This window comes from Candidatus Dedyshia acidiphila, from assembly GCF_051025295.1.
Taxonomy (GTDB): domain Bacteria; phylum Acidobacteriota; class Terriglobia; order Terriglobales; family Acidobacteriaceae; genus KBS-83.
On the sequence record NZ_JBMGJV010000026.1, the window covers coordinates 37147 to 60423 of the forward strand.

Below are 23277 nucleotides of genomic sequence, written 5' to 3' on the forward strand. Positions count from 1 at the left end.
TTCGTCGAGACAATGCTGGTGTAAATCCGTTTCGCTCCGCTCGAAAGCGCCACCGCTGCCTTTCTGCGCCGGCCTGGGATGGCGCGCATCCAACCAAGCGAAACGGAGGAATCGATGAGCAGCAATGCATTGAAAGAGCAGTCCCGCACAGACCAGTCTTCGGCACAGACGAGCGGGCGCAGCGGCGCCAAGACTGGCGACCTGATCACGCCGAATTGGCGGCAGAACGCGCGCACCATCCAGAAGTACGGCACCGTCATCCAGGATCTGCCGATCGGGCTGGACGCGAAGGCGCGGGAAGAGATCGCCGGCAGGCTGAACCTGTTGCTGGCTGACACGATCACGTTGCGCGACCTCTACAAGAAGTCGCATTGGCAGGTGGGCGGCCCCACCTTCTACCAGTTGCACCTGCTCTTCGATAAGCATGCAGGCGAGCAGTCCGAGCTGGTGGACGAGATTGCAGAGCGCATCCAGATTCTCGGCGGCGTCAGCCTGGCCATGGCGCACGACGTAGCCGCGAACACCCGCATCGAGCGCGTGCCGATCGACCGCGAAGAAGTGCCGGTACAGATCTCGCGCCTGCTCGAAGCGCACCACCTTATCCTGAAGGACGCGCGCGATATCGCCGAACGCGCGGACGACCTGCAGGACGTGGGCACCAACGACTTGATGGCGTCGAGCGTCGTCCGCACAAACGAGATGGAAGTCTGGTTCGTGAGCGAGCACCTCGTGGAGATGCCGCTGGTCGTAGCCAAGTAGTACGCGCCTAACCCAAACCGAGTGGTCCGGGGCTCCCCGTGCCACTCGGCGGGCTTGCTCGTGACGCTTATCTTGGCCCGCACCAAGAATCAAGTCCTTTTTCGCTGCTGGCACATCTATCCTTTGGGTGCAGAAGGCCCATCGCTATGCCGGTCGCGCTTGATTTCTTTGTCCATCACGCTTACCTGATCCTGTTCGCCTGGATTGCGCTCGAGCAGATCGGGCTGCCGATCCCCAGCGTGCCGCTGCTGCTGACGGCGGGCACGCTAAGCGCCACGCATCAGGTCAGCCTGCCGCTGGTGCTAACCACCAGCGTCGCCGCCTGCCTGGTCAGCGATTCGATCTGGTATCTCATGGGCGTGCGCCACGGTGGCGTCATGGTCCGGGTCGTCTGCAAGCTGTCCTTTGAATCCGCAGCCTGTGTGCGCCGCACCGGAGACTTCTTTCAACGCTGGGGAGCGCGCGCCCTGCTGCTGGCGAAGTTCATTCCTGGGCTGGGTGCCGTGGCCGCGCCGATCGCGGGCCAGAGCCGCATGCCGTACATGCATTTCCTCGCATTCGATGCCGCAGGCGCGCTGCTCTGGAGCCTCACGGGCACGCTGATCGGCCGGTTCTTCGGCGATGTCCTGAAGCGGCACCCCGGGGCGCTCGCCGAGGTCGGACATTCCGCAGGTGCGCTCTTCGTATTGCTGCTGCTGAGCTTCTTCTGCTATCGCATCTATCGCCAGCGGGCTTTCCTGCGCCAGATTCGTGGCGCGAAGATCGAACCCGAGGAGTTGAAATCGAAGCTCGACGCTGGCGAAGAGATTTACATCGTCGATCTGCGCCATCCACTCGACTACTTGCCTGACCCGCGCCGGCTCCCGGGTGCCGTGCTGTTCAAACCCGACACGCTGGTGGCTGACGGAGAGCGCATTCCCCGCGATCGCGACGTTGTTCTCTACTGCACATGCCCCAGTGACGCGACCAGCGCGCGCACCGCTCTCCGCTTGCGCAGTCTAGGCATCTATCGGGTGCGACCGCTGCACGGCGGCTACGACGGATGGAAGAACCTCGGCTATCCGCTCGAGCCAATGGAACAACAGCAGACCGTGGCATGACCGTCCAGAGGGGTTCACCCCTGGCGTGGTGTCCTTAGGGATGCGATCACGGTCGGCGGCCTACTCGGCATTACGATGATTGTGTGATCAGCAGGCCATGAGCAGCACCGCGTCAAAGGCTCCATTGTTGAGGGCACACCCGATCCCCTGCCATTCGCTACGATAGGCATGTCAGGAGAGTCCATTGGCTTATCACGATCTGCGCGACTGGGTTGCGCACCTCGACAGCGCCGGCGAACTGAAGCGCATTCGCGAAGAAGTCAGCCCCATCCTCGAGATCACCGAGATCACCGACCGCGTCTCGAAGTTCGGGCGTCGCGGTGCGCCCATCAAGTCCGGAGCCAAACCTGCGGCGTACGCGCCGGGCGGCCCGGCACTGCTGTTCGAACGGATCAAAGGCCACCCCGGCCATCGCGTGCTGATCAACCAGTTTGGCAGCCTGCGCCGCATGCAATTAGCACTCGAAACGGACGACCTCAACGCGATCGCCGGCCGCATCTCCGCGCTGCTTGAGATGAAGTCGCCCGAAGGCATGCTGGGCAAGCTGAAGATGCTGCCCGTGCTTGCCGAGGTCGGAAAGTTTTTCCCGAAGACCGTCTCCGCGCGACAGGCCGCCTGCAAGGAAGTGATCCTGCGCGACCGCTTCGATCTGCTCGACTTCCCTGTTCTGCAGTGCTGGCCGCTCGATGGCGGCAGGTTCATCACGCTGCCGCTCGTGATCACACGCGACCCTCGCCACAACCGGCGCAACATGGGCATGTATCGCATGCAGGTCTACGACGGCCAGACAACGGGCATGCACTGGCAGCGGCAGAAGGTGGCAGCAGAGCACTTCCGTGAGCGCATGCGCAAAGCAGCGACGGGCGAGAGTGGCAGCCTGACGGCGGCTCTTGATCTGATGTCCGCAACCGACGGTGGCAGCACACGATCGTCAACAAACGTGGCGGGCATGCCAGCCGTCGCGACTACTGCCTTGCGCGGCGAGCGCATGGAGGTCGCGGTTGCGATCGGCACCGATCCGGCGACCACGTTTTCGGCCATCGTGCCCGCGCCGCCCGAGGTGGAGGAGTTCCTGATCGCGGGCTTCCTGCGCCAATCACCCGTAGAGCTCGTGAAGTGCGAGACAGTGGACCTCGAAGTACCGGCGCATGCCGAGATCGTGCTCGAGGGCTATGTCGAGCTCGGCGAGCTGCGCTCGGAAGGACCCTTCGGCGACCACACCGGCTTTTACACGCTGCCGGATGACTACCCCGTGTTCCACATCACGTGCATCACGCATCGCAAGGACCCGATCTACGCAGCCACCATCGTGGGCAAGCCGCCGATGGAGGACGCGTGGATGGGGCTTGCGGTCGAGCGCATTTTCCTGCCGCTGATGCGGCTGACCGCGCCGGAGATCATCGATGTGCACCTGCCGCCCGAGGGCGTCTTCCATAACCTGATGATCGTGTCGATCCGCAAGAGCTACGCCGGACAGGCGCGGAAGGTGATGAGCGCGATCTGGTCGCTGGGCCAGGCGATGTTTACCAAGTGCATTCTGGTCGTCGACGAAGATTGCGATGTGCAGGATCTTGCGGAAGTCACACTGCGGGTGACGAATAATATCGATCCGGAGCGCGACATCCAGTTCACCATGGGCCCGATAGATTCTCTCGACCACGCCTCACGTTTGCCCAACTACGGCAGCAAGATGGGTGTCGATGCCACGCGCAAGTGGCCGGCGGAGGGCTTTGGACGACCGTGGCCGCCCATGATCGAGATGGACAACACGACCCGCGATCGTGTCGACGCGATCTGGAAGAAGCTCGGGATCGAACGATGACGGGGCGTCGGGTCCTCGAATTTTTCGCTCTGGCTGTACTCTTTCTGTGCGCGCGCGGAGTCAACGCGCAGTCGATCGAGAACTTCCGCTGGCTCGACCTGCACCAGGGCGGCGACACGGAGACCATCGTGACGCGCGCACTTGTCAGCGAGCCGTATACGTCACTGCGCGAGATCGGCTACATCGGCCTGCCGCCCCGCGAGGAGCCCATGGCAGCACCGCGCCCGGTTACGCCCGCTGCACCGGTGAACCCGTCGCGGCTACCGGTGCCTCGCGATGCGCACCTGCTGGTGATTACGGCGCTGCGTACGAACCCTGCGGCCCTGCCAGACGATGATGTGCTCAGCGTCTATGACGTGAACCAGCGGCAGATCACCGCGACGCTGCTGCTGCGCGGGCCTGGGCTGCGCCTGCTCGGCTGGCTCCGGCTGTGGCGCGAGGGCAGCCCGGAGCTCATCGCGACGTACAACGACTGCGTGGAGTGCCAGCGCACCACGTTCTTCAGCACCTTTTACATCGACCTGAAAACGCACCAGTGGCAGGCGCGGTGGCCACGATCCATGACCGGTGCGCCCATCTTCTCCGAGGGCCAGGAGGCCAATGGCGGTCAGCAGGTGTACGGGCTGCTGGATGACGAAGCCGGCCGCGTCGTCCTCGGGACATGGGTGCATTTCAGCGGCCGAGGCCGCGCGGACAGCGACATCGTCTACACGTACCGGGTGGAGAACTACGGCTCGCACGAGGCCGGGCAGCCGCTCTATGGAACACAGGCGCGCGCGATGGAACAGCGGCTGTGCCAGGGCCAGGGCGTCGTCTTCGGCTTGGCAGACGGCCAGGATGGCCCACTGTGTCGCGCACTCGGCATCACCAGCACACCGCAGAGCACGGCCACGCGACGGCGTCACCGCGAACGTTAACGGAACTTGAACGCTCTACTCGAGGTTAGCGATGAGCCGCTCGAGCGACCGTTCGAGATGGCTGACCTCTTCCGCAGTGAGAGTACGCAGCATGCGCTTCTCCAGACGGCGGGCGACGGTGCGAGCTCGCGCGAAGAGGCGCTTGCCTTCCGGCGTGAGTGAGGCCAGCAGCACGCGGGCGTTCTCGGGATGCGGTGTACGTCGGATCCAGCCGCGACGCTCCGCGTCTGCCAGCAGCACCTGCGTGCTCTGCGGGGTGACACGGCAGTAGCGCGAGATCTGGGCTCCGCTGCGCGCCGCATCCGGCTCCTCTGCAAGCGCGGCCATCATCATCAACTGCGCCGTTGTCACCTTGAGCGGCCGAAGCGCCTCATCCACATGATCACGAAAGAGCACAGTGAGGCGCTTGACCAGGCGCAGGACACCCCCGGGCGGCACGAGGGACGCCCCCTTCGACGAATCTGCTTTTCTCGCCGTGGACATATCAGTCTCCTGATACTCTATCAGGGTCCTGATGAGCGATCACTGGAAGCCGAGTCATAATCCGTGGGCCGTGGCGCTCACCGTCACGCTGGCGACGTTCATGGAGGTGCTCGATACCTCAATCGCCAACGTGGCGCTGCCCCACATGGCGGGCTCGCTTGGCGGCAGCCAGGAGGAGGCGACCTGGGTCCTGACCAGCTACCTGGTCTCAAGCGCGATCGTGCTTCCCATCTCCGGCTGGCTCGCGAACCGGTTCGGACGCAAGCGCTTCTACATGACGTCCGTCGCGATCTTCACAATCTGCTCTTTTCTATGCGGCATCGCGACGACGCTGCCGTTACTGATCTTTGCGCGCATTCTGCAGGGCATCGGCGGTGGTGGACTTGCTCCGAGCGAGCAGGCCATTCTCGCGGATACCTTTCCGATCGAGAAGCGCGGCCAGGCCTTTGCTGTTTACGGCATGGCCGTGGTGGTTGCGCCGGCGATCGGCCCCACGCTTGGCGGCTACATCACAGATAACCTCAACTGGCACTGGATCTTCTTCATCAACATCCCGTTCGGTCTACTCTCGCTGTACCTATCGAACCGCATGGTCGAAGATCCGCCGTACCTGAAGGAGCGCATGAGCCGCCCCGGCTCGATCGATGCGATGGGCCTCGGGCTGATCGCGCTGGGCGTCGGCTGCCTGGAGTATGTCTTCGATCGTGGCCAGGAGAAGGACTGGTTCGGTGACCCGACGATCACAGCACTTGCGATTCTTGCGGCCGTGCTGCTGATCACCTTCGTTATCTGGGAGTGGCGACACCCTGATCCGATCGTCGACCTGAAGCTGCTGCGCATTCGTAACTTTGGTACAACGATATTCCTGCAATTCATTCTCGGAATGGTGCTGTTCGGCTCTACGGTGCTGATCCCGCAGTTTCTGCAGACACTGCTCGGTTACACGGCCGAGCGATCCGGCATGGTGCTCTCGCCCGCCGGGTTCACCATGATGGTCACGATGTTTATCGCCGGCCGGGTCATCGGGAAGATCGATCCGCGCCTGCTGGTCACGATCGGCTATCTGATCACTGCGATCGGCCTGCTGAACCTGACGCGGCTCGACCTGGGCGCGAGCTACGCGCACGTCACGATGTGGCGCGTGTATCAGGTGCTGGGGCTCGCCTTCATCTTCATCCCCATCAGCACGCTGAACTACATCGGCGTACCGCAGGAGAAGGGGAACCAGATCTCCTCGCTGTCGAACTTCGCGCGCAACCTGGGTGGCAGCATCGGCACTGCCCTGCTGACCACATACCTGGCACGCAGCGCGCAGGTGTATCAGCAGGGTATGGCAGCGCACATCACACCGGACGGGCGCACCTATCGCAACTACGTCGGCGTGACGACCGCAGGACTGATGCGGTTGGGGCAGACTGCGCAGCAGGCCTCTCAGGTGGCCTTCGGCCGTGCGTACACCCAGATGCTGCGGCAATCCGCAATGCTGAGCTATAAAAATGCGTTCTTCATCCTTAGCATCACGGTCTTCTGCCTGTCGCCGCTGCCCTTTATCATGAAAAAGCCACCGCGCATGGCGAAGCGTCCGCTCGACGCCGCTCACTAGAGGCGGCGAGCGATACACTCCCGATGAGGTGAGAAGCGCCATGCGTCACGATCAACTCATCCATGAGCAGTTCGGCAGCACCGCCCAGGCTTATCTCGACAGCCCGACGCATGCTTCCGGAGATGACCTTGAGTGGCTGACACACGAGGCAGCTGCGCAACCGGGTGCCGCGATGCTCGACCTGGGCTGCGGGGCCGGCCACGTCAGCTTCGCGATCGCGCCGCATGCGGGATCACTTATTGCGTGCGATCCGACGCCGGAGATGATTGCGCTGGTGCGCCAACAGGCTTCAGCCCGTGGCTTCGCTCATCTCACGACCGCCCTCGCCGGTGCAGAACATCTGCCCTTCCCTGACGGGCAGTTCGATGTCGTGATGAGTCGGTACAGCGCTCACCACTGGCGGGCTTTACCCGCCGCTCTGCACGAGGTGCACCGCGTGCTTCGCCCGGGAGGACGCTTTCTACTCGTCGACACCGCTGGTGGGGACACGCCGCTGCTCGACACCTGGCTGCAGGCGATTGAGCTGCTCCGCGATCCCTCTCACATTCGCAACTACAGTGAGGACGAATGGATCGCGCTGCTGGCCGGCGCGGGATTTCGGGCCATGGTGAAACAACGGCTTCCACTCACGCTCGACTTCGCGAGCTGGACTGCACGCATGCGCACACCACCCGAGCGGATCGCCGCCATCCAGTCTCTGTGGTCTGCTGCGCCGGCTGAAGTGCTGGCGGCTTACCGGGTTCAGCCGGACGGCACCTTCACCATTGGGAAGTTGCTGCTGAGTGGCGAACGCCCTCTGGCCTGACCGCTCCGCCGGTGTTCACCTGGCGCACGGGACAACTGTCGGCCGGTTGAGCGCGCTCTACACTGGAGTGTGCCCTCACTCTTCGCCAAGGCGCTCCGCTACTGGCACCTGCTCAGCCTGGATGCACCCACGGTTGCAGGTCTGTGGTGCTGGGCGTTCGGCATTGCGGCCCGCCTGCACCTCGCGCTCTCGCTGCCCGTGGCGCTCGCCATGGGAACCTGGCTGTTTTACGTCGCGGACCGCCTGCTCGATGCGCACCTCGCGCCTGCGGAGATGCTCCGGGCTCGCCATCACTTTCATCGCGATCACCAGGCCGCCTTTCTAATTGCCGCAGCGCCGGTCGCGCTCGCACTTGCCGTGCTGGTGGCGCACATGCCGCGCTCGCTGCTGCTCGACTACATCGTGCTCGGCCTGCTCTCGCTTGCCTACCTGGCCTGCGTCCACCTGCCGGCACGCCCGCTGCGCTGGTTCCCCAAGGAGTTTGCAGTCGCTCTCCTTTTCGCCGCAGCGACCGCGCTGCCCGCGTGGGATGAGGCACGGCGCCGGGCAGCAGGTATGCCGCGCGCCCATCCGCTCTTGCTGCTCTGCCCGCTGTTCGCCGCGCTCTGCTGGCTAAACTGTATGGCGATCGACGAGTGGGAGGCGGAGCGGCAGCCGCGGCTCCGGCACGCACCGCAACTCGCGCTGCTCACGGCAGTTGCGGGTCTGCTCTGCCTGGGCGGCTTGTTCAACGATGGCGCACGCGCACTGGCCATGCTCGCTGCGGGCAGCGCGACATTGTTTCTGCTACTCGATCGCTCGCGGCTGAAGGTGAGCGCCAGACGCATTGCGGCCGACCTGGTGCTGCTAACGCCTCTGCTGCTGCTGGCGGTGCATCCTGGGGCACGCCCGCATTCACCAGCCACTGTGCAGCGCCGCGCCTGAGATGGCGGCTGACTTCGACCGGTTGGCAACCATCTATTCCCTGCTAGAGCACTTGAGCTTTGGTCGGTATCTGCATAAGAACAGAACGCTTCGTATCACAAGCTACATGCGTGCTCGCTCTCGGGCGCTGATCTATGGGGACGGGGATGGACGCTTCCTAAAGGAACTGCAGGCGGCCGCCCCTGAGATGAAAGTCACTGCCGTCGACGGTAGCGTGGCCATGCTGCGGGCGGCGCAAAGACGCCTGCCAGCGGCTACCGATGTGACCTTTGTGCACGCCGACGCGCTGGACTACTCACCGGATACAGAGGCTCAGTACGACCTCGTGGTCACGCACTTCTTTCTCGACTGCTTTGATGAAACGGGGCTCGACCAGCTGCTCGATCGCGTGGACCCGGCGGTGGCTCCGGGGGCGCTCTGGATCGTCTCTGATTTTGCGATACCGGCGCGACCGGCGCTGCTCCGGCTGACGGCGCGCGCGCTGGTTCGCGCTCTTTACCTGGGCTTTCGCATCCTGACCGGGCTTCGCGTGCAGCGGCTTCCGGATCATGCGCGGGTGCTGCGCGAGCATGGATGGCGTCTGCTGGACCGGCAGGATCTGCTGAGAGGTCTGCTGATCAGCGAAGTGTGGCAGCGTTCCACAGAGGAGCGGGCAACGCTGCTCGTGCCGGACCGCTCCCACTTGCTATGACCCTTCCCCATGGTGCCTGCACGCACGACGAGGATCGCGGCAGGCTGCTGATGGGCGGCTTTCCCGGCACGCCGCCTGACGTACTGCCCGATCCTTACCCACCGCCCGGCCCGGAGCCGGACGGCCCTGGGTTTCCCGAGCCTGACCCAGATCCCGACCCGTCACCACTCGATCCGGAGCCGAGCCCCGCACCGCTCAACTGAGCGCCGCGCGCGTTAGGGCGTGTGTGTTTTGCTGGCGATGTCCGGCGGCAACGAACTGTTGCGATTGCGCAGCCACTCGAGTGTCACGCTGTTGCGTGTCTGCTTGCGCACTGTTTTGTCCTTCAGGCTGGGCATGTAGATCTCAAGCCCGGCCTGAGCCGTCATCCGCGTGTCACCATGAACAAGTTGCGACTGATAGTTCACCAGGTCCAGGTCGAACCAGGGTTCATTCGCCGCGTCGATCATCGTCAAGTCAACGTGGTGCATGGTCAACTTGCCGAAGTCGAGCGCCCCGTTCCGGAAGCGTAGAAAATTGTGCCACTGCGCCAGTGACGGATCGTCCGGCGCACTCCCGTAGATCACTTCAATGTCCGGCACCTGCACGTGCACCTTCGTGATCTGCCCGTGGATGTGGGGTGGCGGCAAAAGCTTCTCCGTATCGAAGATCAGGTCGTTACCGTCCACGGTGAGCCCGGGCATTTTGGGATCTTTCACCAAGTCCGCAATCTTCACGTCCAGCCCGCCCAGGATGGCCTTCATCGGGATTTTCAGGATCGAAATCTTGTTCACGTGGAAGCGGATCAGGCCGCTCTGGGTTGGTGAAGGTGTACCAGTGATCTCGATCGGCAGCGAGATCATCTTCTTCACCGTTCCGCGAATCTTCAATTGCTCGCCATCGGGCGCGATGGTCAGGTTATGCAACGGCGAGCCTTTGTCGATCGAGTGGTTCAGGAAGTTCGAGATATCGCCGATATTGGCGCGGATGACGCCTTTCTTCAGTTGGAAGACAAACGAGTCCGGATCATCGAAGGTGGGGTTGATCTGCTCGTGCGTGCGCACCATCTCGCCTGAGATCCAAACCACATAGATACGGAAATCCGGTCCTTTGCGCAGCAACAGATTGTGCGCGTAGACGAGTGTGGGTTCGAGGTCGTCAAGCCGTGGCGTGCCCATGCCGTGCTGGCCATTGTCCGCGCTCGCGGTCGCGGGTACGTCGGCTGCGGCCTGGGTCGTCGGCTGCCACAGCCGCCAACCCGCAAAGATTCCGAGCGCAAGCGCTAGAACAACTGCAGCCAGCCCGATGGCTAGAGCCCGTACGCGCGGAATGGAATGACTCATCGGCACTTTGTGATGCGTTTCGGAGAGGAAGGGGTGTCGATGCAGTCACCGTGGGAGGTACTTGGTGAATTGTTACAATGAAGTTACAGCCGGTGAAGAACCGCGCCGTGCACCCCAGTCTATGATCGTCTATCTGCTGCGTCATGCAAGCGCCGGAACCCGGCGCGCGAATCCCCTGCTGGACCGAAAACGCGGACTCGACAAGGAAGGCAAAGGACAATGCCTCCTCGTCGGAGCCTACCTGAATGCCATGCGCGTCGGCTTCGACGCCATCCTCTCAAGCCCACTGAAGCGATCGCTCCAGACTGCATCGATGGTTGCAACGGAGATGGGCTTCGAACAACAGATCCGGATCGCCCCGTGCCTGGAGCCGGATGGCCGCTTCCAGGACTTCGAGGCCATGCTGGCAGGCTATGGACCGCAGGAGACGCTACTGATCGTGGGCCACAACCCTAACCTGGCGCAGTTTGCCGGCTCGTTGATCGCCGGACAAAACGGCCTGCGCGCGAGCGTACGGCTGCGGAAGGCAGCATTGGCGCGCATTGACCTGGGACGGCGTCCGGGGCAGTTGCTCAGCCTGGTCGACACCCGCCTGCTCCGCGCCTTTCAGGCGAGCGTGGCAAAGAGTTCGCGGCGGAAGATCTCGCGAAAGTAGTCCGCTTCCTTCCGCAATGACCAGAGCTCGAGCTCCGCGCCGGTCCTGCCAGGCTGTAGTTCGAGCAGCACCCGCTTGGGATAGAGCCGCACCGTCACGCGGCGCACGTCGCTGGCGCGGTCCTGATTGAGCGCGACCGCCAGCCGCAGCAGCACGATGGCTCGCTTCACATTGTCATGCTCGGCTGGCGCAATGTAGCGAAACGCGCGATCCTGCGGCGCCGGACGCGATTTGCCGAGGTAGCGCGCAATGCCGGAGACGATGGCGCGCTGCTGCGGGGTAAACCCGTACAGTTCCGATCCGGCGATGATGTACTGCGTGTGCCGGTGATGGCCCTGGTAGTTGATGTACTTGCCGACATCGCGCATCATCGCGGCCGCATCCAGCCACTGCCGATACTCGGGCGGGAGCTGGTGCAGGCGCTCCAGGTCACGAAAAAGCTGCGCGGCATGCGCGCGCACCGGCTCCGCGCGCCGCTGGTCCACGCCATAGCGCTTGCAGGTGGCGAGCACGCTTTCCCAACGATCGCGCTCGATCTGCTGATGCGCCGTGGTGTGGGTGTCCTGCTCGGCCAGCATCTGCGCGAGAATGCCGTCGCGCAGCCCTAAGGGTGAGTAGCGGAAGCCGGTCAACCCGAGATGCTCCAGCACCTGGGCGTAGACCTCGGCCCCAGCCACGATGATCTCGGAGCGGCGTGGGCCCACACCAGGGACGCGGCTGCGCTCCTCGTTCACCATCCTGGGCAGCTTCTTCGCCAGCCTGCGAATCTCCTCTGTGCTAGCAACGCGCTTGCCGGACGACGTCTTCCCGTGTGCATCGGCGTGCACAATGGCGCGCTTCTTTGAGGGCGCGCCGGCTCCATTCTTGAGGGGAGCGCCGGCGGCCTGGAAGAGCGCAGCCGCGGTGCCGGAGGTTGCGATCACCTGCACATTGGTGAGCCGGCCGAAGCGCCGGCCCGCGCGGCCCAGCTCGCGCCGGATGAACTGCTTCATGCGCGCCAGGTCTTCCGCCGCAGGCTGGTTGATGTCCGAGAGAAACTCCTGGGTGAGCCGCACAGCGCCGAGAGGCAGGCTCATCGTCTCGATAATGCGGCGACGATCGGAGAGGGTGATCTCGCACGAGCCGCCGCCGAGATCAAGCAGCAGGCAACGGCCATCAGTGCCCGGTTCGCGCATGACGCCGCGATGGATCAGCCGCGCTTCTTCAAGTCCGGAGATGGTCTCGAGATCCCACCCGGTCTCGGACTTCACCCATGCCACGAACGCCTGCCCGTTGCGCGCGTCGCGCAGAGCAGCGGTGGCGACGGCACGAACGCGATCCGGTGCGGCCTGCTGGACTGCTTTGTAGAAGCGCTTCAGCGCGCTCAGCGTGTTCGCCATCGCCTCCGGCGAGATCATGCCCGTTTCGAAGACGCTCTCGCCGAGGCGTGTGACCTCGCGGTCCTCGTGCAGCGTCTTCAGGCGATGGTTCTCAACCGATGCGATCTTCAGCCGACAGGAGTTCGATCCGATATCGATGGCGGCGAGCGTCTGCATCTTGTTCTCGAACCTTACACGAGAGCGCGAACGATTGCTGTGTTCAGGGCTTACGCGCTGGTCCGGGCCTTCCGCTGCGTGCTGACGGAGGCTGCCCCGGCACGGCGCGCCGGCTTGCCGATGCGCTGCGCCTGCCACTCGCCGACGAACCGCCGGCCCATGGTTGCCGTCAGCCGCAGGGCCCGCTGATACGCCTTGTGCATGCGTGCGGTGAGCTCGTCATGCAGCGCGGCACCGTCGCTGCCCAGCGCCTCGCGCGCTTCAGCGGCCAGCACCTCCAGGTCATGCCAGTCACCAATCGAGTCCTGCACACGCTTGATTGCCTTCGCCACGGCCTGCGCCGCGGTGTCCGTGTTGTCGGACTCGGCGACATAGCGAGCCTTCTTTGCGCCCTTGCGGAAGTCATGCAGGTTGGCTGCATCCAGATGAGGCATCTGGTCCATAAGCCGCAGGTAGTCCTCGAGCGCAAGCTGGCCCGCGGAGCGCGGCTTGCGACCCGATACAGCAGGCACTGCGCCCACGGCAGTGATGAACCTCTGCTCTGCCTCGTGCAGCCGGCGACGGTGATCTTCGAGCGTGCCGACCAGATTTTCAGCCGCGTCTGTCCGCCGCGCGTGCAGCCAGCGATCGAGCAGGTGCGCCTGTTCGTAGAGTGGCGTCTTGCCCAGATCCGCGCTGCTGGCCTCCGCGACTGCCGCGGATAGATCATCGTGCTCGCCGAGATAGTGCTGACAGAGTAAGTCGCGATGCACATCGAGATCGCGCACTCGCCCGGCCGCGCGGCGCACCTTCTTCAACTGCTTCAGCCAGCGCTGACGCGCCTCCTCGACTGGCTCCTTGAGTCCGCGCGCGCCGGCCTCGCGGGCCAGCGTCTCGAGCGTAGCCTCCACGCGTCGCGTGCCGGTGCGCAGATGATGGACGGCTTCCACCTGCGGATCGTGTCCGCTGGCAAGACATTCGGCAAGCTCGTCGTGCATCTCGCGCGCAACTTCGCGCAGGTGCGATAGCCGCGCCGGCTGTGTTGCCGTTGCCTTCTTCTTCGACTGGTATCCTGCTGGTTCGCTCATGTCTCGCCCTATCGTACTTCCGGTGCAGACGGATGCCGCACCGGCCCGCTTTCTGTCCGACCGCCGGTCCTGGACCATCCTCCTCCTCGTCTGGATTGCCGTCCACTTCGCTGCGCTGTTTTCTCCGCCGCTGCTGGACGATGCAGACGCCGCCCACGCCAACGCCGCCCAGCATATGGCGCTCTCGGGCGACTGGGTGACGCTGCACATCAACGGCATCCGCTATCTCGAAAAGGCTCCACTGCCCTACTGGCTGACGGCCATCAACGACCTCATCTTCGGATATAACGTCTTCTCCGCGCACTTACCGATGGCGCTCGGTGTGCTCGCCATCGCAGCGCTGGCCTGGCACTGGACGTCACGCGCCTGGAATGCACGCGCTGCCTTCTATGCCGCGCTCATGCTGCTGACCGCAGTCGGCGTCTTCCTCTTCACGCGGATCGATATACCGGAGGCGCTGCTCAGCTTCTTCCTCGGGCTTGCGCTCTATAGCTTTCTGCTGGCACTTGAGGATCGCAGGCCCGCACTGTTCTATGTCGCGTGGGCGTCTGTGGCAGTCGCCATGCTCGCCAAAGGACTGATTGCTCCCGTGTTCTTCCTCGCTGCCGTGATCCCCTGGCTCATCATCACGGGCGAGTGGCGACGCTGGCGCGAGATGCGGTTCGTCACCGGACTCCTGACTTTTCTCGCCATTGCTGCGCCATGGCACATCCTTGCGGGGCTGCGCAATCCGGACCAGGGCAACCCCGTCGGCAGCATCCCTACGCCGGGGCACGTGCACGGCTTCTTCTACTTCTATTTCATCAACGAGCACGTGCTGCGCTTCCTCGGCAGGCGCTACCCGCACGACTACAACAAGCAACCAGGGTGGATCTACTGGGTCGGCCAGATCGCCTGGCTCTTACCGTGGAGCCTGTTCGTACCGCTGGTGGCGCGGCGTGCGTGGCGCACGCGTTCTGCATGGCTGACCGGACTGCAGGCGGCGGATCCGGTAGTACGCTTCCGCGCACGCAGCCTGTGGCTGCTGGCCTTCTACGCAGGGTTCCTGCTGCTCTTCTTTTCGCTCTCGACCAATCAGGAGTACTACACCTTCCCTGCATACCTGCCGCTGCTGATCATCACGGCCGGCGTGCTTGCGTCGTTCGAGCTGCGGGCGGAGCGCGTCGATGCCACGGCGCGTGAGGGCACCGACCGCTGGCTGCTCGCGCCGCATGTTCTGCTGGCGATTGTTGGCGTACTCTCTGCGGCGGCCCTGGGGTATGGATTGTGGAGCTCCCGCCATCTGCCGTTCGTGCCGGATATCGGCACGCTGCTGGCGCATCGCGGCGTGGGTGACTATTCGCTCTCCATGTCGCACCTGTTCGATCTCACGGGCCCGTCGTTTGCCGCACTGCGTACACCGGCCGTGCTTGCTGCGGTCGTGCTGCTGGTCGGCCCACTGCTCGCGCTCGGCATGCGGCGCCGTGAGAGGCACTTCGAGGCCACGCTCTCGATTGGCTTCACGCTGGCGATCTTTCTCGTCGCCGCGCATATTGCCTTCGTGCGATTCGCGCCAATGCTTTCGTCCGAGCCAATGGCGGCCACCATCAATCACGTTGCCGGCTTCCCCGCGACGGACAGTCCGGACGACCCCGCAGCGAAGCGCGCCACGCTGATCGTCTACGGTGACCAGTCAGACGGCGCGTCCGTGCTCTTCTACACGAGGCGGCAGGCGCTGCTGGTGCATGGCCGCTCCTCGACGATGTTGTGGGGGTCCATGTGGCCCGATGCGCCGAAGATCTTCCTTGACGATGCGCAGCTTTCCTCGATCTGGGGCAGCGGCGAGCGGAAGTTTCTCTTCGCCGAAGGCGAGCGCCGCGACCAGGTGGAAGCCGCGCTTGGGAAGCGGCTGATCGCGATTCAGGAACTCGCGGACAAGACGCTCTACACGGATCGTCCGCTCTGAATCAGCGAGTGAACGGGATCAGCGGGTGAGTGCGGTCTCTTCTTCTCGGCTGGGGTGGTTGCTGTTCTCGCGCAGCGGTCGCATGCGTCCGCCGGGTTCGAGCAGATACTCCTCGCCACGCCACAGAATCTGCCGGCTGCCATAGCTCGCCGCCCAGAAGCCGAAGCCCATCAGGTCGCGCAACGGAAACAGGAGAATGGTGCGCAGCAGCGATGGCTCGCGGACGACGGCGCTTCCAATCACCCCCGCCAGCAGCATGCGATTCACCACACCCCATGCGAGCAGCGCGATGGCCACGACAGGCCAGTGCAGGGCTGCCGCGGATAGCGCAGCGAGTGTCGCGAACGGCATCGCGTAGGTCAGCGAACTGCCGAAGTGTCCCTTTGGACGGGAGAAGCGCGTGCTCTTGGCCCAGCGCACCTGGTGGCGAATCGAATCGACGAAGCCGGTGTTGAGCACGATGTGATCGATGGCGTAGTGCGAAAACAGCACGCGATGACCGTGCGCCGCGACCAGGTTGCCGAGCAGGAAATCGTCGGCACAGTACTGGCCGAGGACGTTGAGGCCGCCAATCTCGTCCACGCACGAACGCCGCACCGCCATGGTGGGCCCGAGTGCGAACTCCATGCCTTCGAGCAGGTTCGCGACCAGCACGCCGGCGGTCATCTCGATCGACATGCCCGCGGCCTCAAGCTCAGCCCACAGCGCAGCCGCAGGCTTGCCATGCGCCGGCAGGGCGCGGCTCGGAATGCCGCGGTAAGGACAGGTGACGAGGCCAAGCTTCGCGTCGGCAAAGGGCGCAACGACGGCGCGTAGATAGTCGCGCCCGACGCGCACGTCACTGTCACTGATCACAAAAATGTCGTGCTCGGCGGCCACGGCCATCCGGTCGAGCGAGGCGACCTTGGCATTTGCGAACGGCGGCTCTCCACTGACAACGAACTGCGATCGCACCTGCGGATAGCGAGCGGCGACCTCGCGCGCGATCACCAGGCCAGCATCCTCCCAGGTGCGCGCGCAGAAGAGGATTTCGTAGGCCGGGTAGTCCTGCTCGAAGAAGCCCTCGAGGTGCTCGGCCAGATTGGGCTCCGCACCATGCAGCGGCTTCAGCAGGCTGACCGGCGGCGCGAATGCCGGGTCGATGGCTACCCGCTGACGGCGAAAGTGCAGGACACCAGCGACAACGAGGCCCGCATAGACCGTCGATGTGACTAGGCCGAAGACGCCCAGCGCGAGCAGAACGTGAAGGAAAATACCGACGGGACACCTGCCGAGATACTGATATCAGGTTAAATCACGGCCTGCATGACTTACTCCGCCCGTTTAGCGCTTGCGCTCCCGCGCCGAGCCCGGAACCGGCGTGATGACCATCGCTTTGCGCAGCGGCACAATGGCTGCCTCGGCCTGATTCGGCGCGTGCTGCTGCATCCGCTCCAGCATCTCTGAACGCACGTAGTCGACGAAGCTCTGCATCTGCCGGTTCATCTCCTCCATGCGCTCCCGCATCTGCAGGATGATGGCGATGCCGGAGATGTTGACGCCCAGGTCGCGCGCCAGGTTCAGGATGAACTCGAGGCGCTCCAGGTCTTCGTCGGTGTAGAGGCGCGTGTTGCCCTCGGTGCGAGACGGCTTCAGCAGGCCCTCGCGCTCGTACAGGCGCAGCGTCTGGGGGTGAATGCCGTACATCTCCGCGACAGCGGAGATCATGTAGGCGCCCTTCGATTTGCGTTTCGTCGGCATGGTCGTCTTCCTGCTTAAAAGAGCACTCCTATGCCACGGATGGCTCGAGTTTACGCAATTCTGCCCGTTTCCGGTGCAACCTCTGCTGCCGTGTACCTGGAGCAGCATCGGGCGGCGTCAAAGAGAACAGATGCCGATTCATAGCTATAGCCATTCTTTCTGACGAGCAAGGGAGCGATCTGAACGTCGCTGTTCGAAGATCGTTCCCGTTCGGACCGTAGCGGGGAAGTCGTTCCGTTCTGGTCCGTTTGGATACTGCCGAGACTGCCGAATACCACCAAGGTGGTATTCAGAAAGCGCCATGTAGTTTTTGCCAACTTCCGGCACCAAGGTAACCAGTTTCGGTCACACCCGCCTAAGAAACCACATGACCGGGGTGCACACTCCAGTCATGAAGAACCTCCGGACCGCCCTCACCGCCCTCTCGCTCGCTGCCGCTTCCATCCTTGCCCAGCCCCTTCAGGCCCAGCAAGACTGGACCCCTGCCGCGGCCGATTATCCGGCCGTCAAGGTGCCCGCGGGTCTGACCACGGAGCCGATCATCAACAGCCCTGCAAAGGCGTTCTATAAGACCCGGATTCGCCAGGGATCGCAGCAGGGCACCAATTTCGGCGGCCATTACCGCATGCTCGAGTGGGGCTGCGGCGACGGCTGCAGCACCTTCTTCATCGTCGACGAGCTGAATGGCAAGGTTTACGAGCCGGGCTTCCAGTTGACCGCTCCCAAGAGCGGCGCGGATGAGACCTTCGGCTTCCAGTACCGGCCGGACAGCCGCCTGCTGGTCATGCAGGGCTGCCGTAACAATACGGTCGGCAGCTGCGGCAAGTACTACATGCTCTGGACCGGCTCAAAGCTCCAGACCCTGTTCCGCGAGCCGCTGACTACCACCATCGCGGCAGTTGGCGGAATGCAATAACCCGGCCCCGGAAGGTCAACAGGCCGCACAATGCTGACCGTCGCGGAGGGGAGCCTGCCCAGGCTCCCCTCTCGCTGTTTACACCTGGCTCCACAGATCGGAGCGTGGATCCTCCGGGTTCAGCGTGGCGAACTCCCGCAGGATCTCCTTCGAGCGCTCATCCCGCACCGCGGGCACCGTGATCTCGATGGTGACGATCTGGTCGCCGCGGTGGTTTTCCGCTGCCGCTGACGGCACGCCCTTCTCGCGCATGCGCAGCTTCTGCCCGCTCTGCGTGCCCGGCGGAATGCGCAACTGCGCGCGGCCGTCGATTGTGGGCACATCGATCTTCGAGCCGAGCGCAGCCTCATCGACGCGCACCGGGACAGTGATCTCAATATTGTCGGCCACGCGGTGGAAGACCGGGTGCGGTCCGGAGCGGATGATCAAGTAGAGGTCGCCTGCGGTGCCGCCGTGGAGGCCCGCATTGCCCTTGCCCGCAAGCCGGATGCGCTGCCCGTCACGCGTGCCGGCCTTGATGCGGAACTCGACCGTGTCGGTGCGGCTGACCGTACCTTCGCCGTGGCAGGTGGGGCAGCTCTCCTGGATCTTGCCGGAGCCGCCGCAACGCGGGCACTGGATGTTGAACTTCATCCGGCCGCCCATTTGCGTCACCTGGCCGGTGCCGTCGCACTCCGGGCAGGTCATGGGCGCGCCGGCGGATGCCTGGCCGTGACAGGTGGGGCAGACTTCCTGCCGCTGAATCTGCAGTTTGGCCACGCCGCCGCGCACCGTTGTCCAGAAATCGACGCTGACGGTGTACTCGAGATCGGTGCCGGGCTGGGGTCCGCGCTGTGGCTGGCGAACTCCGCCCGCCTGCTGATTGAAGATGCCGGAGAAGATATCCCGGAAGCCACCCCAGCCACCACCGGCCGGTCCACCCGGCTGCTGACGGCCCGCTCCAGCAGCGGCGCTCTCGAAGTTCGAGAAATCGAAGCCCTCGAAGTCGATCGGAACGCCCTGCGGCCCACCCGTGCGAGGCCGCCCATAGCCGCCCCGCGCTGCTGCTTCTGCGGCTGCGGGGTCGATCTGGTCGGAGTAGAAGCCCAGTTGGTCGTAGACCTTGCGCTTCTTCTCGTCGCTGAGGATGTCATTCGCCTCGGAGATCTCTTTGAACTTCTCCTCGGCCTTCTTGTCGCCCGGGTTCACGTCGGGGTGGTACTTGCGCGCGAGCTTGCGGAAGGCCTTGCGGATCTCCTCCGCCGTAGCCGTCTTCTTAACCCCGAGTAACCCGTAGTAGTCCTTATTCTGTGTCGCTGGCATGTCGTGTCTAACTTCCTGATCCTGCTCTCAATCCGTTCATCGGCAGACTGCGGTGGCACTCGACCCTAATCGTCTGCCTGGCAGCGAGGGCACCAGTAAAGGGTACGCCCGGCCATCTCCCGGCTCTCGATCTTCGTTCCGCACACCAGGCACGGTTTGCCCTGCCGCTTGTACACATAATGCACTTCCCCGGGCTGTGCCGGGCCGCGCGGATGCGGCCGATCCTTGGGCCGCGTGGTCACGATACGGCGATCGACCATGCCATCGGGCATCAGGCGGACCGCGTCCTTCCAGATTTCCCGCACTTGGCTTGCGTCGACCTGTTGCCCAGGGCGGAACGGGCTGAGCCGCGCGCGAAAGAGCAGCTCGGCGCGGTAGATGTTGCCGATACCCGCAACCACGGCCTGATCCATCAGCAGCGCGCCGATCGGCGTCTTGCGCTCGGCGATCACAGCGAACGCCGGCTTCGGGTCAGCGCCGGGCTCGAGTGGGTCCGGGCCGAGCCGTGCGAGCAGCTTGTCCCACTTCGCCTGGTCGTAGAGCGAGCAGTCGGTCGGACCGCGCAGCTCCAGCCAGTTCGTCTTCGCAGCTTGGCCGGTCCACATGCGCAGCCGCAGCGCGCCCTTTGGCTCGGCGAGCGGGCCCGTGCCCTCGGTGAAGTCGCCGAAACGACCAAGGTGGACGTGCAGGATGAGGTCGCGACCGAAGTTGTAGCCGAGGTGCTTGCCCCGCGCATGGATGGCGCGCAGCTTGCGCCCGTCGAGCGCGGTCGCATCGGGAAACTGCCCGGAGGGCGAGTCCGCACGCACGGTACGTCCGGCAAAGCATGCGTGCTGCCGATCGCGATAGCGATGAACTTCGTTCCCCTCAGGCATTCGTAACCATCACCCTAGCAATTTCGTTACTGCACAATCAAGAGGGCAGCCACGTCGGCCGCCCTCGATACATTCGCTGTGATGGGCCTTAGTTCCAGACCAGCTTGGCTTCGACCGGCTCCATGCGCCAGAAGATGTCCGGCTCTGCCTTCTGCATCTGCGAGACGAACTCTTCGGCCTCGTTGCGCGTGGGGAAGAACACCTTGCTCAGGATCTGGCCCGCGCGGAGCTGAACGCAGCGCCAGAGTGTGTTGTTGGTTTCGGGTGAATCGCTGGCTGCCCTCCCCTGTCCTGGCGCGCCGTTGGGTGCCTGTCCGTTGGTTCCCTTCATGTCCCCTGTCACTCCTTACTTCGCTAACGGCCCTGCTTCTCTATCGGCAGAAGAGTCGAAGGGGCGCCCGCCGTGTTGTGCGAGCGCCCCTTACGTTTGGGCCGCCGGCGGAGGCCTCGCGGTCATCCGCCGGTTGTTACCGTTGGCTATCCGACTTACCGCTTCTCCGGAACGTCGACGTATTCGGCGTCGATGACGCCCTCGTCCTTCTTCTCCGGTTCGGCAGCGCCGGCAGCAGCCTGCGCTCCGTCGGTCGGCGGTGCACCAGCGTTCGCCTTGTACATCGCCTCAGCCAGCTTGTGCGAGGCGCCGGTCAGTTTCTCCCGTGCCGCGTCCAGCTCGCTCGCGCTCGGCGAGCCTTCCAGGGTCTTCTTCGCATCCGCAAGAGCGCTTTCAACGTCGCTCTTCTCTGAGCCTGAGACCTTGTCGCCGTTCTCCTTCAACATCTTCTCGATGTTGTAGACCATGTTGTCCAGGCCGTTGCGGGCCTCAATCTGGTCGCGCTTTTCCTTGTCCTCGGCTGCGTGCGACTCAGCGTCGCGCGCCATGCGCTCCACCTCATCCTTGCTCAGACCCGAAGACGACGTGATCGTGATCTTCTGGTCCTTGCCGGTGCCGCGATCCTTTGCGAGCACGTTCAGGATGCCGTTCGCATCGATGTCGAAGGTGACCTCGATCTGCGGCACGCCGCGCGGAGCCGGCACGATGCCGCCCAGCTTGAACTTGCCGAGAGTGCGGTTATCCTGCGCCATCGACCGCTCGCCCTGCAGAACGTGGACTTCTACCTCGCTCTGGTTATCCGCGAAGGTCGAGAAGGTCTCGGTCTTCTTGGTCGGGATCGTCGTGTTGCGCGAGATCATCGGGGTCGCGATGCCGCCCGCCGTTTCGATCGCCAGCGTCAGCGGGGTCACGTCCAGCAGGAGCAGGTCCTTGACCTCGCCTGCGAGCACGCCTGCCTGCACGGCTGCGCCGATCGCCACAACCTCATCGGGGTTCACACCGCGATGCGGCTCCTTGCCAAAGAGCTCCTTCACAAGCTGCTGGATCTTCGGCATGCGGGTCTGACCACCGACCAGCACCACCTCGTCGATCTGCTCCGGCTTCACGCCGGCGTCGGCCAGCGCCTTGCGGCAAGGCTCAAGCGAGCGCTGAAGCAGGTCATCAACCAGCTGCTCTAGCTTCGCGCGCGTGAGCTTGCGCACCAGGTGCTTCGGACCAGAGGCGTCGGCTGTGATGAAGGGGAGGTTGATCTCCGTCTCCATCGTGGTCGAGAGCTCGATCTTGGCCGCTTCTGCAGCGCTCTTCAGCCGCTGCAGGGCCATCTCGTTGCCCTTCGACCGCAGGTCCAGGCCCTCATCCTTTTTGAACTCATCGATCAGCCACTCGACAATGCGCTGGTCGATGTTGTCACCGCCCAGGTGCGTGTCGCCGTTGGTCGACTTGACCTCGATGACGCCTTCACCGACCTCAAGGATCGAAATATCGAAGGTGCCGCCGCCGAAGTCATAGACCGCGATGGTCTCGTCCTTCTTCTTGTCCAGGCCGTAGGCAAGCGCGGCTGCCGTCGGCTCGTTCACGATGCGCTTCACATCGAGACCGGCGATGCGGCCTGCGTCCTTGGTGGCCTGGCGCTGCGCATCGTTGAAGTAAGCCGGCACGGTGATGACCGCCTCGGTCACCGTGGTGCCCAGGTAGCTCTCTGCTGCCTGCTTCAGCTTCTGCAGAATCATTGCCGACACTTCGGGCGGGGTGTAGTCCTTGCCCTGCGCCTCGACCACGACATGGTCGCCCTGCTGCTTGACCGTGTAGGGCACCATCTTCATCTCGTCCGAGACTTCATTGGCGCGGCGGCCCATGAAGCGCTTGATCGAGTACACCGTGTTCTGCGGGTTTGTGACCGCCTGCCGCTTGGCGGTCTGGCCGACCAGGCGCTCGCCCGTCTTCGTAAAGGCGACGATGGACGGGGTGGTGCGATCTCCCTCGCTGTTGGGGATGACCTTGGGCTCGCCGCCCTCCATGACGGCCACCACTGAATTGGTGGTGCCCAGATCGATACCGATAATCTTTGCCATAACTCTCCTGACCTCGTCGCCGTGCGTTCTTTCTCAATCTCGCACTTGAGTGACTTGTTGTCAATCTATCTGATGCTGAATCTAGTAGCAGGATGCAGCCGGAGCTCGAAATTCGCGAGTTGGCCTGCCAGAAAACAGATCGGCCGCCAGGAGCATGGCTCCTGCGGCCGATTTGACCTTCTAAGTTGTTGAAAGGACGAGGTCAGCTTGCTTTGGCTGTTTCGAGGGCTGCCCCTCCCGGATGCTGGCGCATGGGATCCGGGGTGCCCTCCCGTTCGGATGAGCGAGGTGCCACTACCGGGACGAAGCGCTGCTCTGTCGCGCTGTAAAGGTCCATGTGGCCGCTGCCGATGTTGTACACGCAGCCGTGTAGCCGAAGCGTGCCGGAGGCCAGCCCGGCCGCGACGGGGGGG

Annotated in this window: 22 protein-coding genes and 1 pseudogene; 12 read left to right on the forward strand and 11 right to left on the reverse strand. The window is 63.9% G+C overall.

Annotation, left to right across the window (positions count from 1 at the left end):
- Positions 1-114: 114 nt before the first annotated feature.
- The 4 genes from AC5IJH_RS11935 (at position 115) to AC5IJH_RS11950 (ending at position 4598) form a co-directional block, all read left to right on the forward strand.
- Positions 115-759 (forward strand): Dps family protein, encoded by a 645-nt coding sequence (locus tag AC5IJH_RS11935; protein WP_491903047.1) that lies wholly within the window; start codon positions 115-117, stop codon positions 757-759.
- A 146-nt stretch (positions 760-905) separates the two neighbouring features.
- The gene (locus tag AC5IJH_RS11940) at positions 906-1859 is read left to right on the forward strand and encodes a rhodanese-like domain-containing protein (RefSeq protein ID WP_491903048.1); all 954 of its coding nucleotides are present in this window, start codon (positions 906-908) and stop codon (positions 1857-1859) included.
- A 184-nt stretch (positions 1860-2043) separates the two neighbouring features.
- The gene (locus tag AC5IJH_RS11945) at positions 2044-3681 is read left to right on the forward strand and encodes a UbiD family decarboxylase (protein ID WP_491903049.1); all 1638 of its coding nucleotides are present in this window, start codon (positions 2044-2046) and stop codon (positions 3679-3681) included.
- Complete coding sequence (locus AC5IJH_RS11950) at positions 3678-4598, forward strand: hypothetical protein (protein ID WP_491903050.1); 921 nt, start codon at positions 3678-3680, stop codon at positions 4596-4598. Before AC5IJH_RS11945 ends, AC5IJH_RS11950 begins: the two co-directional genes overlap by 4 nt.
- A 15-nt stretch (positions 4599-4613) precedes the next feature.
- Here AC5IJH_RS11950 and AC5IJH_RS11955 read toward each other — a convergent pair whose 3' ends face one another.
- Positions 4614-5081, reverse strand: coding sequence for a MarR family winged helix-turn-helix transcriptional regulator (locus AC5IJH_RS11955; RefSeq protein WP_491903051.1), 468 nt, complete (start codon positions 5079-5081; stop codon positions 4614-4616).
- A gap of 31 nt (positions 5082-5112) precedes the next feature.
- On the opposite strand from AC5IJH_RS11955, the gene AC5IJH_RS11960 reads away from it, so the two are divergent.
- From AC5IJH_RS11960 to AC5IJH_RS11980, 5 genes are all read left to right on the forward strand, one after another.
- The gene (locus tag AC5IJH_RS11960; protein ID WP_491903052.1) at positions 5113-6684 is read left to right on the forward strand and encodes a DHA2 family efflux MFS transporter permease subunit; all 1572 of its coding nucleotides are present in this window, start codon (positions 5113-5115) and stop codon (positions 6682-6684) included.
- A 40-nt stretch (positions 6685-6724) separates the two neighbouring features.
- The gene (locus AC5IJH_RS11965) at positions 6725-7489 is read left to right on the forward strand and encodes a class I SAM-dependent methyltransferase (RefSeq protein WP_491903053.1); all 765 of its coding nucleotides are present in this window, start codon (positions 6725-6727) and stop codon (positions 7487-7489) included.
- Positions 7490-7558: 69 nt separating this feature from the next.
- Positions 7559-8413: a hypothetical protein gene (locus tag AC5IJH_RS11970; RefSeq protein ID WP_491903054.1), complete on the forward strand. Its 855-nt coding sequence runs from the start codon at positions 7559-7561 to the stop codon at positions 8411-8413.
- Between the two features lie 106 nt (positions 8414-8519).
- Positions 8520-9104: a class I SAM-dependent methyltransferase gene (locus AC5IJH_RS11975; protein WP_491903055.1), complete on the forward strand. Its 585-nt coding sequence runs from the start codon at positions 8520-8522 to the stop codon at positions 9102-9104.
- Positions 9101-9307, forward strand: coding sequence for a hypothetical protein (locus tag AC5IJH_RS11980; protein WP_491903056.1), 207 nt, complete (start codon positions 9101-9103; stop codon positions 9305-9307). The genes AC5IJH_RS11975 and AC5IJH_RS11980 overlap by 4 nt, the downstream gene beginning before the upstream one ends.
- A 12-nt stretch (positions 9308-9319) precedes the next feature.
- Here AC5IJH_RS11980 and AC5IJH_RS11985 read toward each other — a convergent pair whose 3' ends face one another.
- Entirely contained in the window at positions 9320-10426 is a 1107-nt protein-coding gene (locus tag AC5IJH_RS11985; RefSeq protein WP_491903057.1) for a hypothetical protein, read from the reverse strand.
- Between the two features lie 121 nt (positions 10427-10547).
- Between AC5IJH_RS11985 and sixA the strand changes: the two genes are divergently transcribed.
- Entirely contained in the window at positions 10548-11081 is a 534-nt protein-coding gene (sixA, locus tag AC5IJH_RS11990; protein WP_491903058.1) for a phosphohistidine phosphatase SixA, read from the forward strand.
- Here the strand turns inward: sixA and AC5IJH_RS11995 are convergent.
- The gene (locus tag AC5IJH_RS11995) at positions 11033-12616 is read right to left on the reverse strand and encodes a Ppx/GppA phosphatase family protein (RefSeq protein WP_491903059.1); all 1584 of its coding nucleotides are present in this window, start codon (positions 12614-12616) and stop codon (positions 11033-11035) included. The two genes, sixA and AC5IJH_RS11995, sit on opposite strands and share 49 nt — an antisense overlap.
- Before the next feature lie 50 nt (positions 12617-12666).
- Positions 12667-13683: a CHAD domain-containing protein gene (locus AC5IJH_RS12000; protein WP_491903060.1), complete on the reverse strand. Its 1017-nt coding sequence runs from the start codon at positions 13681-13683 to the stop codon at positions 12667-12669.
- Here AC5IJH_RS12000 and AC5IJH_RS12005 point away from each other — a divergent pair.
- A complete protein-coding gene (locus AC5IJH_RS12005; RefSeq protein ID WP_491903061.1) occupies positions 13682-15628 on the forward strand; it encodes a glycosyltransferase family 39 protein in 1947 nt (648 codons plus the stop codon). The genes AC5IJH_RS12000 and AC5IJH_RS12005 overlap by 2 nt on opposite strands.
- Before the next feature lie 18 nt (positions 15629-15646).
- On the opposite strand, the gene AC5IJH_RS12010 is transcribed toward AC5IJH_RS12005, so the two are convergent.
- Together AC5IJH_RS12010 and AC5IJH_RS12015 are read right to left on the reverse strand one after the other, a co-directional pair.
- Entirely contained in the window at positions 15647-16882 is a 1236-nt protein-coding gene (locus AC5IJH_RS12010) for a glycosyltransferase (protein WP_491903069.1), read from the reverse strand.
- 69 nt (positions 16883-16951) lie between these two features.
- Complete coding sequence (locus tag AC5IJH_RS12015; RefSeq protein ID WP_491903062.1) at positions 16952-17368, reverse strand: MerR family transcriptional regulator; 417 nt, start codon at positions 17366-17368, stop codon at positions 16952-16954.
- Positions 17369-17759: 391 nt separating this feature from the next.
- Between AC5IJH_RS12015 and AC5IJH_RS12020 the strand changes: the two genes are divergently transcribed.
- On the forward strand, positions 17760-18284 hold the full coding sequence (locus AC5IJH_RS12020; protein WP_491903063.1) for a hypothetical protein: 525 nt from the start codon (positions 17760-17762) through the stop codon (positions 18282-18284).
- Between the two features lie 78 nt (positions 18285-18362).
- On the opposite strand, the gene AC5IJH_RS12025 is transcribed toward AC5IJH_RS12020, so the two are convergent.
- The 5 genes and pseudogenes from AC5IJH_RS12025 to AC5IJH_RS12045 form a co-directional block, all read right to left on the reverse strand.
- Positions 18363-19586: a DnaJ C-terminal domain-containing protein gene (locus AC5IJH_RS12025; RefSeq protein WP_491903064.1), complete on the reverse strand. Its 1224-nt coding sequence runs from the start codon at positions 19584-19586 to the stop codon at positions 18363-18365.
- Positions 19587-19651: 65 nt separating this feature from the next.
- Positions 19652-20461: an Fpg/Nei family DNA glycosylase gene (locus AC5IJH_RS12030; RefSeq protein ID WP_491903065.1), complete on the reverse strand. Its 810-nt coding sequence runs from the start codon at positions 20459-20461 to the stop codon at positions 19652-19654.
- Positions 20462-20549: 88 nt separating this feature from the next.
- Positions 20550-20792, reverse strand: a complete 243-nt coding sequence (locus AC5IJH_RS12035; RefSeq protein WP_491903066.1) for a hypothetical protein — start codon at positions 20790-20792, stop codon at positions 20550-20552.
- 155 nt (positions 20793-20947) lie between these two features.
- On the reverse strand, positions 20948-22864 hold the full coding sequence (dnaK, locus tag AC5IJH_RS12040; protein WP_491903067.1) for a molecular chaperone DnaK: 1917 nt from the start codon (positions 22862-22864) through the stop codon (positions 20948-20950).
- Between the two features lie 202 nt (positions 22865-23066).
- Positions 23067-23277: pseudogene (locus tag AC5IJH_RS12045) on the reverse strand (carbonic anhydrase); the annotation flags it as partial.

Excerpts from the sequence above, each read along its gene's own strand:
- AC5IJH_RS12035 (WP_491903066.1), bottom strand. The coding sequence starts at position 20,792 with ATGAAGGGAACCAACGGACAGGCACCCAACGGCGCGCCAGGACAGGGG.
- AC5IJH_RS12025 (WP_491903064.1), bottom strand. The coding sequence starts at position 19,586 with ATGCCAGCGACACAGAATAAGGACTACTACGGGTTACTCGGGGTTAAG.
- AC5IJH_RS11935 (WP_491903047.1), top strand. The coding sequence starts at position 115 with ATGAGCAGCAATGCATTGAAAGAGCAGTCCCGCACAGACCAGTCTTCG.
- AC5IJH_RS12020 (WP_491903063.1), top strand. The coding sequence starts at position 17,760 with ATGAAGAACCTCCGGACCGCCCTCACCGCCCTCTCGCTCGCTGCCGCT.
- AC5IJH_RS11965 (WP_491903053.1), top strand. The coding sequence starts at position 6,725 with ATGCGTCACGATCAACTCATCCATGAGCAGTTCGGCAGCACCGCCCAG.
- AC5IJH_RS12030 (WP_491903065.1), bottom strand. The coding sequence starts at position 20,461 with ATGCCTGAGGGGAACGAAGTTCATCGCTATCGCGATCGGCAGCACGCA.
- AC5IJH_RS11995 (WP_491903059.1), bottom strand. The coding sequence starts at position 12,616 with ATGCAGACGCTCGCCGCCATCGATATCGGATCGAACTCCTGTCGGCTG.
- AC5IJH_RS11950 (WP_491903050.1), top strand. The coding sequence starts at position 3,678 with ATGACGGGGCGTCGGGTCCTCGAATTTTTCGCTCTGGCTGTACTCTTT.
- AC5IJH_RS11960 (WP_491903052.1), top strand. The coding sequence starts at position 5,113 with ATGAGCGATCACTGGAAGCCGAGTCATAATCCGTGGGCCGTGGCGCTC.
- sixA (WP_491903058.1), top strand. The coding sequence starts at position 10,548 with ATGATCGTCTATCTGCTGCGTCATGCAAGCGCCGGAACCCGGCGCGCG.
- AC5IJH_RS12000 (WP_491903060.1), bottom strand. The coding sequence starts at position 13,683 with ATGAGCGAACCAGCAGGATACCAGTCGAAGAAGAAGGCAACGGCAACA.
- AC5IJH_RS12005 (WP_491903061.1), top strand. The coding sequence starts at position 13,682 with ATGTCTCGCCCTATCGTACTTCCGGTGCAGACGGATGCCGCACCGGCC.
- AC5IJH_RS11975 (WP_491903055.1), top strand. The coding sequence starts at position 8,520 with ATGCGTGCTCGCTCTCGGGCGCTGATCTATGGGGACGGGGATGGACGC.
- AC5IJH_RS11985 (WP_491903057.1), bottom strand. The coding sequence starts at position 10,426 with ATGAGTCATTCCATTCCGCGCGTACGGGCTCTAGCCATCGGGCTGGCT.
- AC5IJH_RS11980 (WP_491903056.1), top strand. The coding sequence starts at position 9,101 with ATGACCCTTCCCCATGGTGCCTGCACGCACGACGAGGATCGCGGCAGG.
- AC5IJH_RS11940 (WP_491903048.1), top strand. The coding sequence starts at position 906 with ATGCCGGTCGCGCTTGATTTCTTTGTCCATCACGCTTACCTGATCCTG.
- AC5IJH_RS12015 (WP_491903062.1), bottom strand. The coding sequence starts at position 17,368 with ATGCCGACGAAACGCAAATCGAAGGGCGCCTACATGATCTCCGCTGTC.
- dnaK (WP_491903067.1), bottom strand. The coding sequence starts at position 22,864 with ATGGCAAAGATTATCGGTATCGATCTGGGCACCACCAATTCAGTGGTG.
- AC5IJH_RS11955 (WP_491903051.1), bottom strand. The coding sequence starts at position 5,081 with ATGTCCACGGCGAGAAAAGCAGATTCGTCGAAGGGGGCGTCCCTCGTG.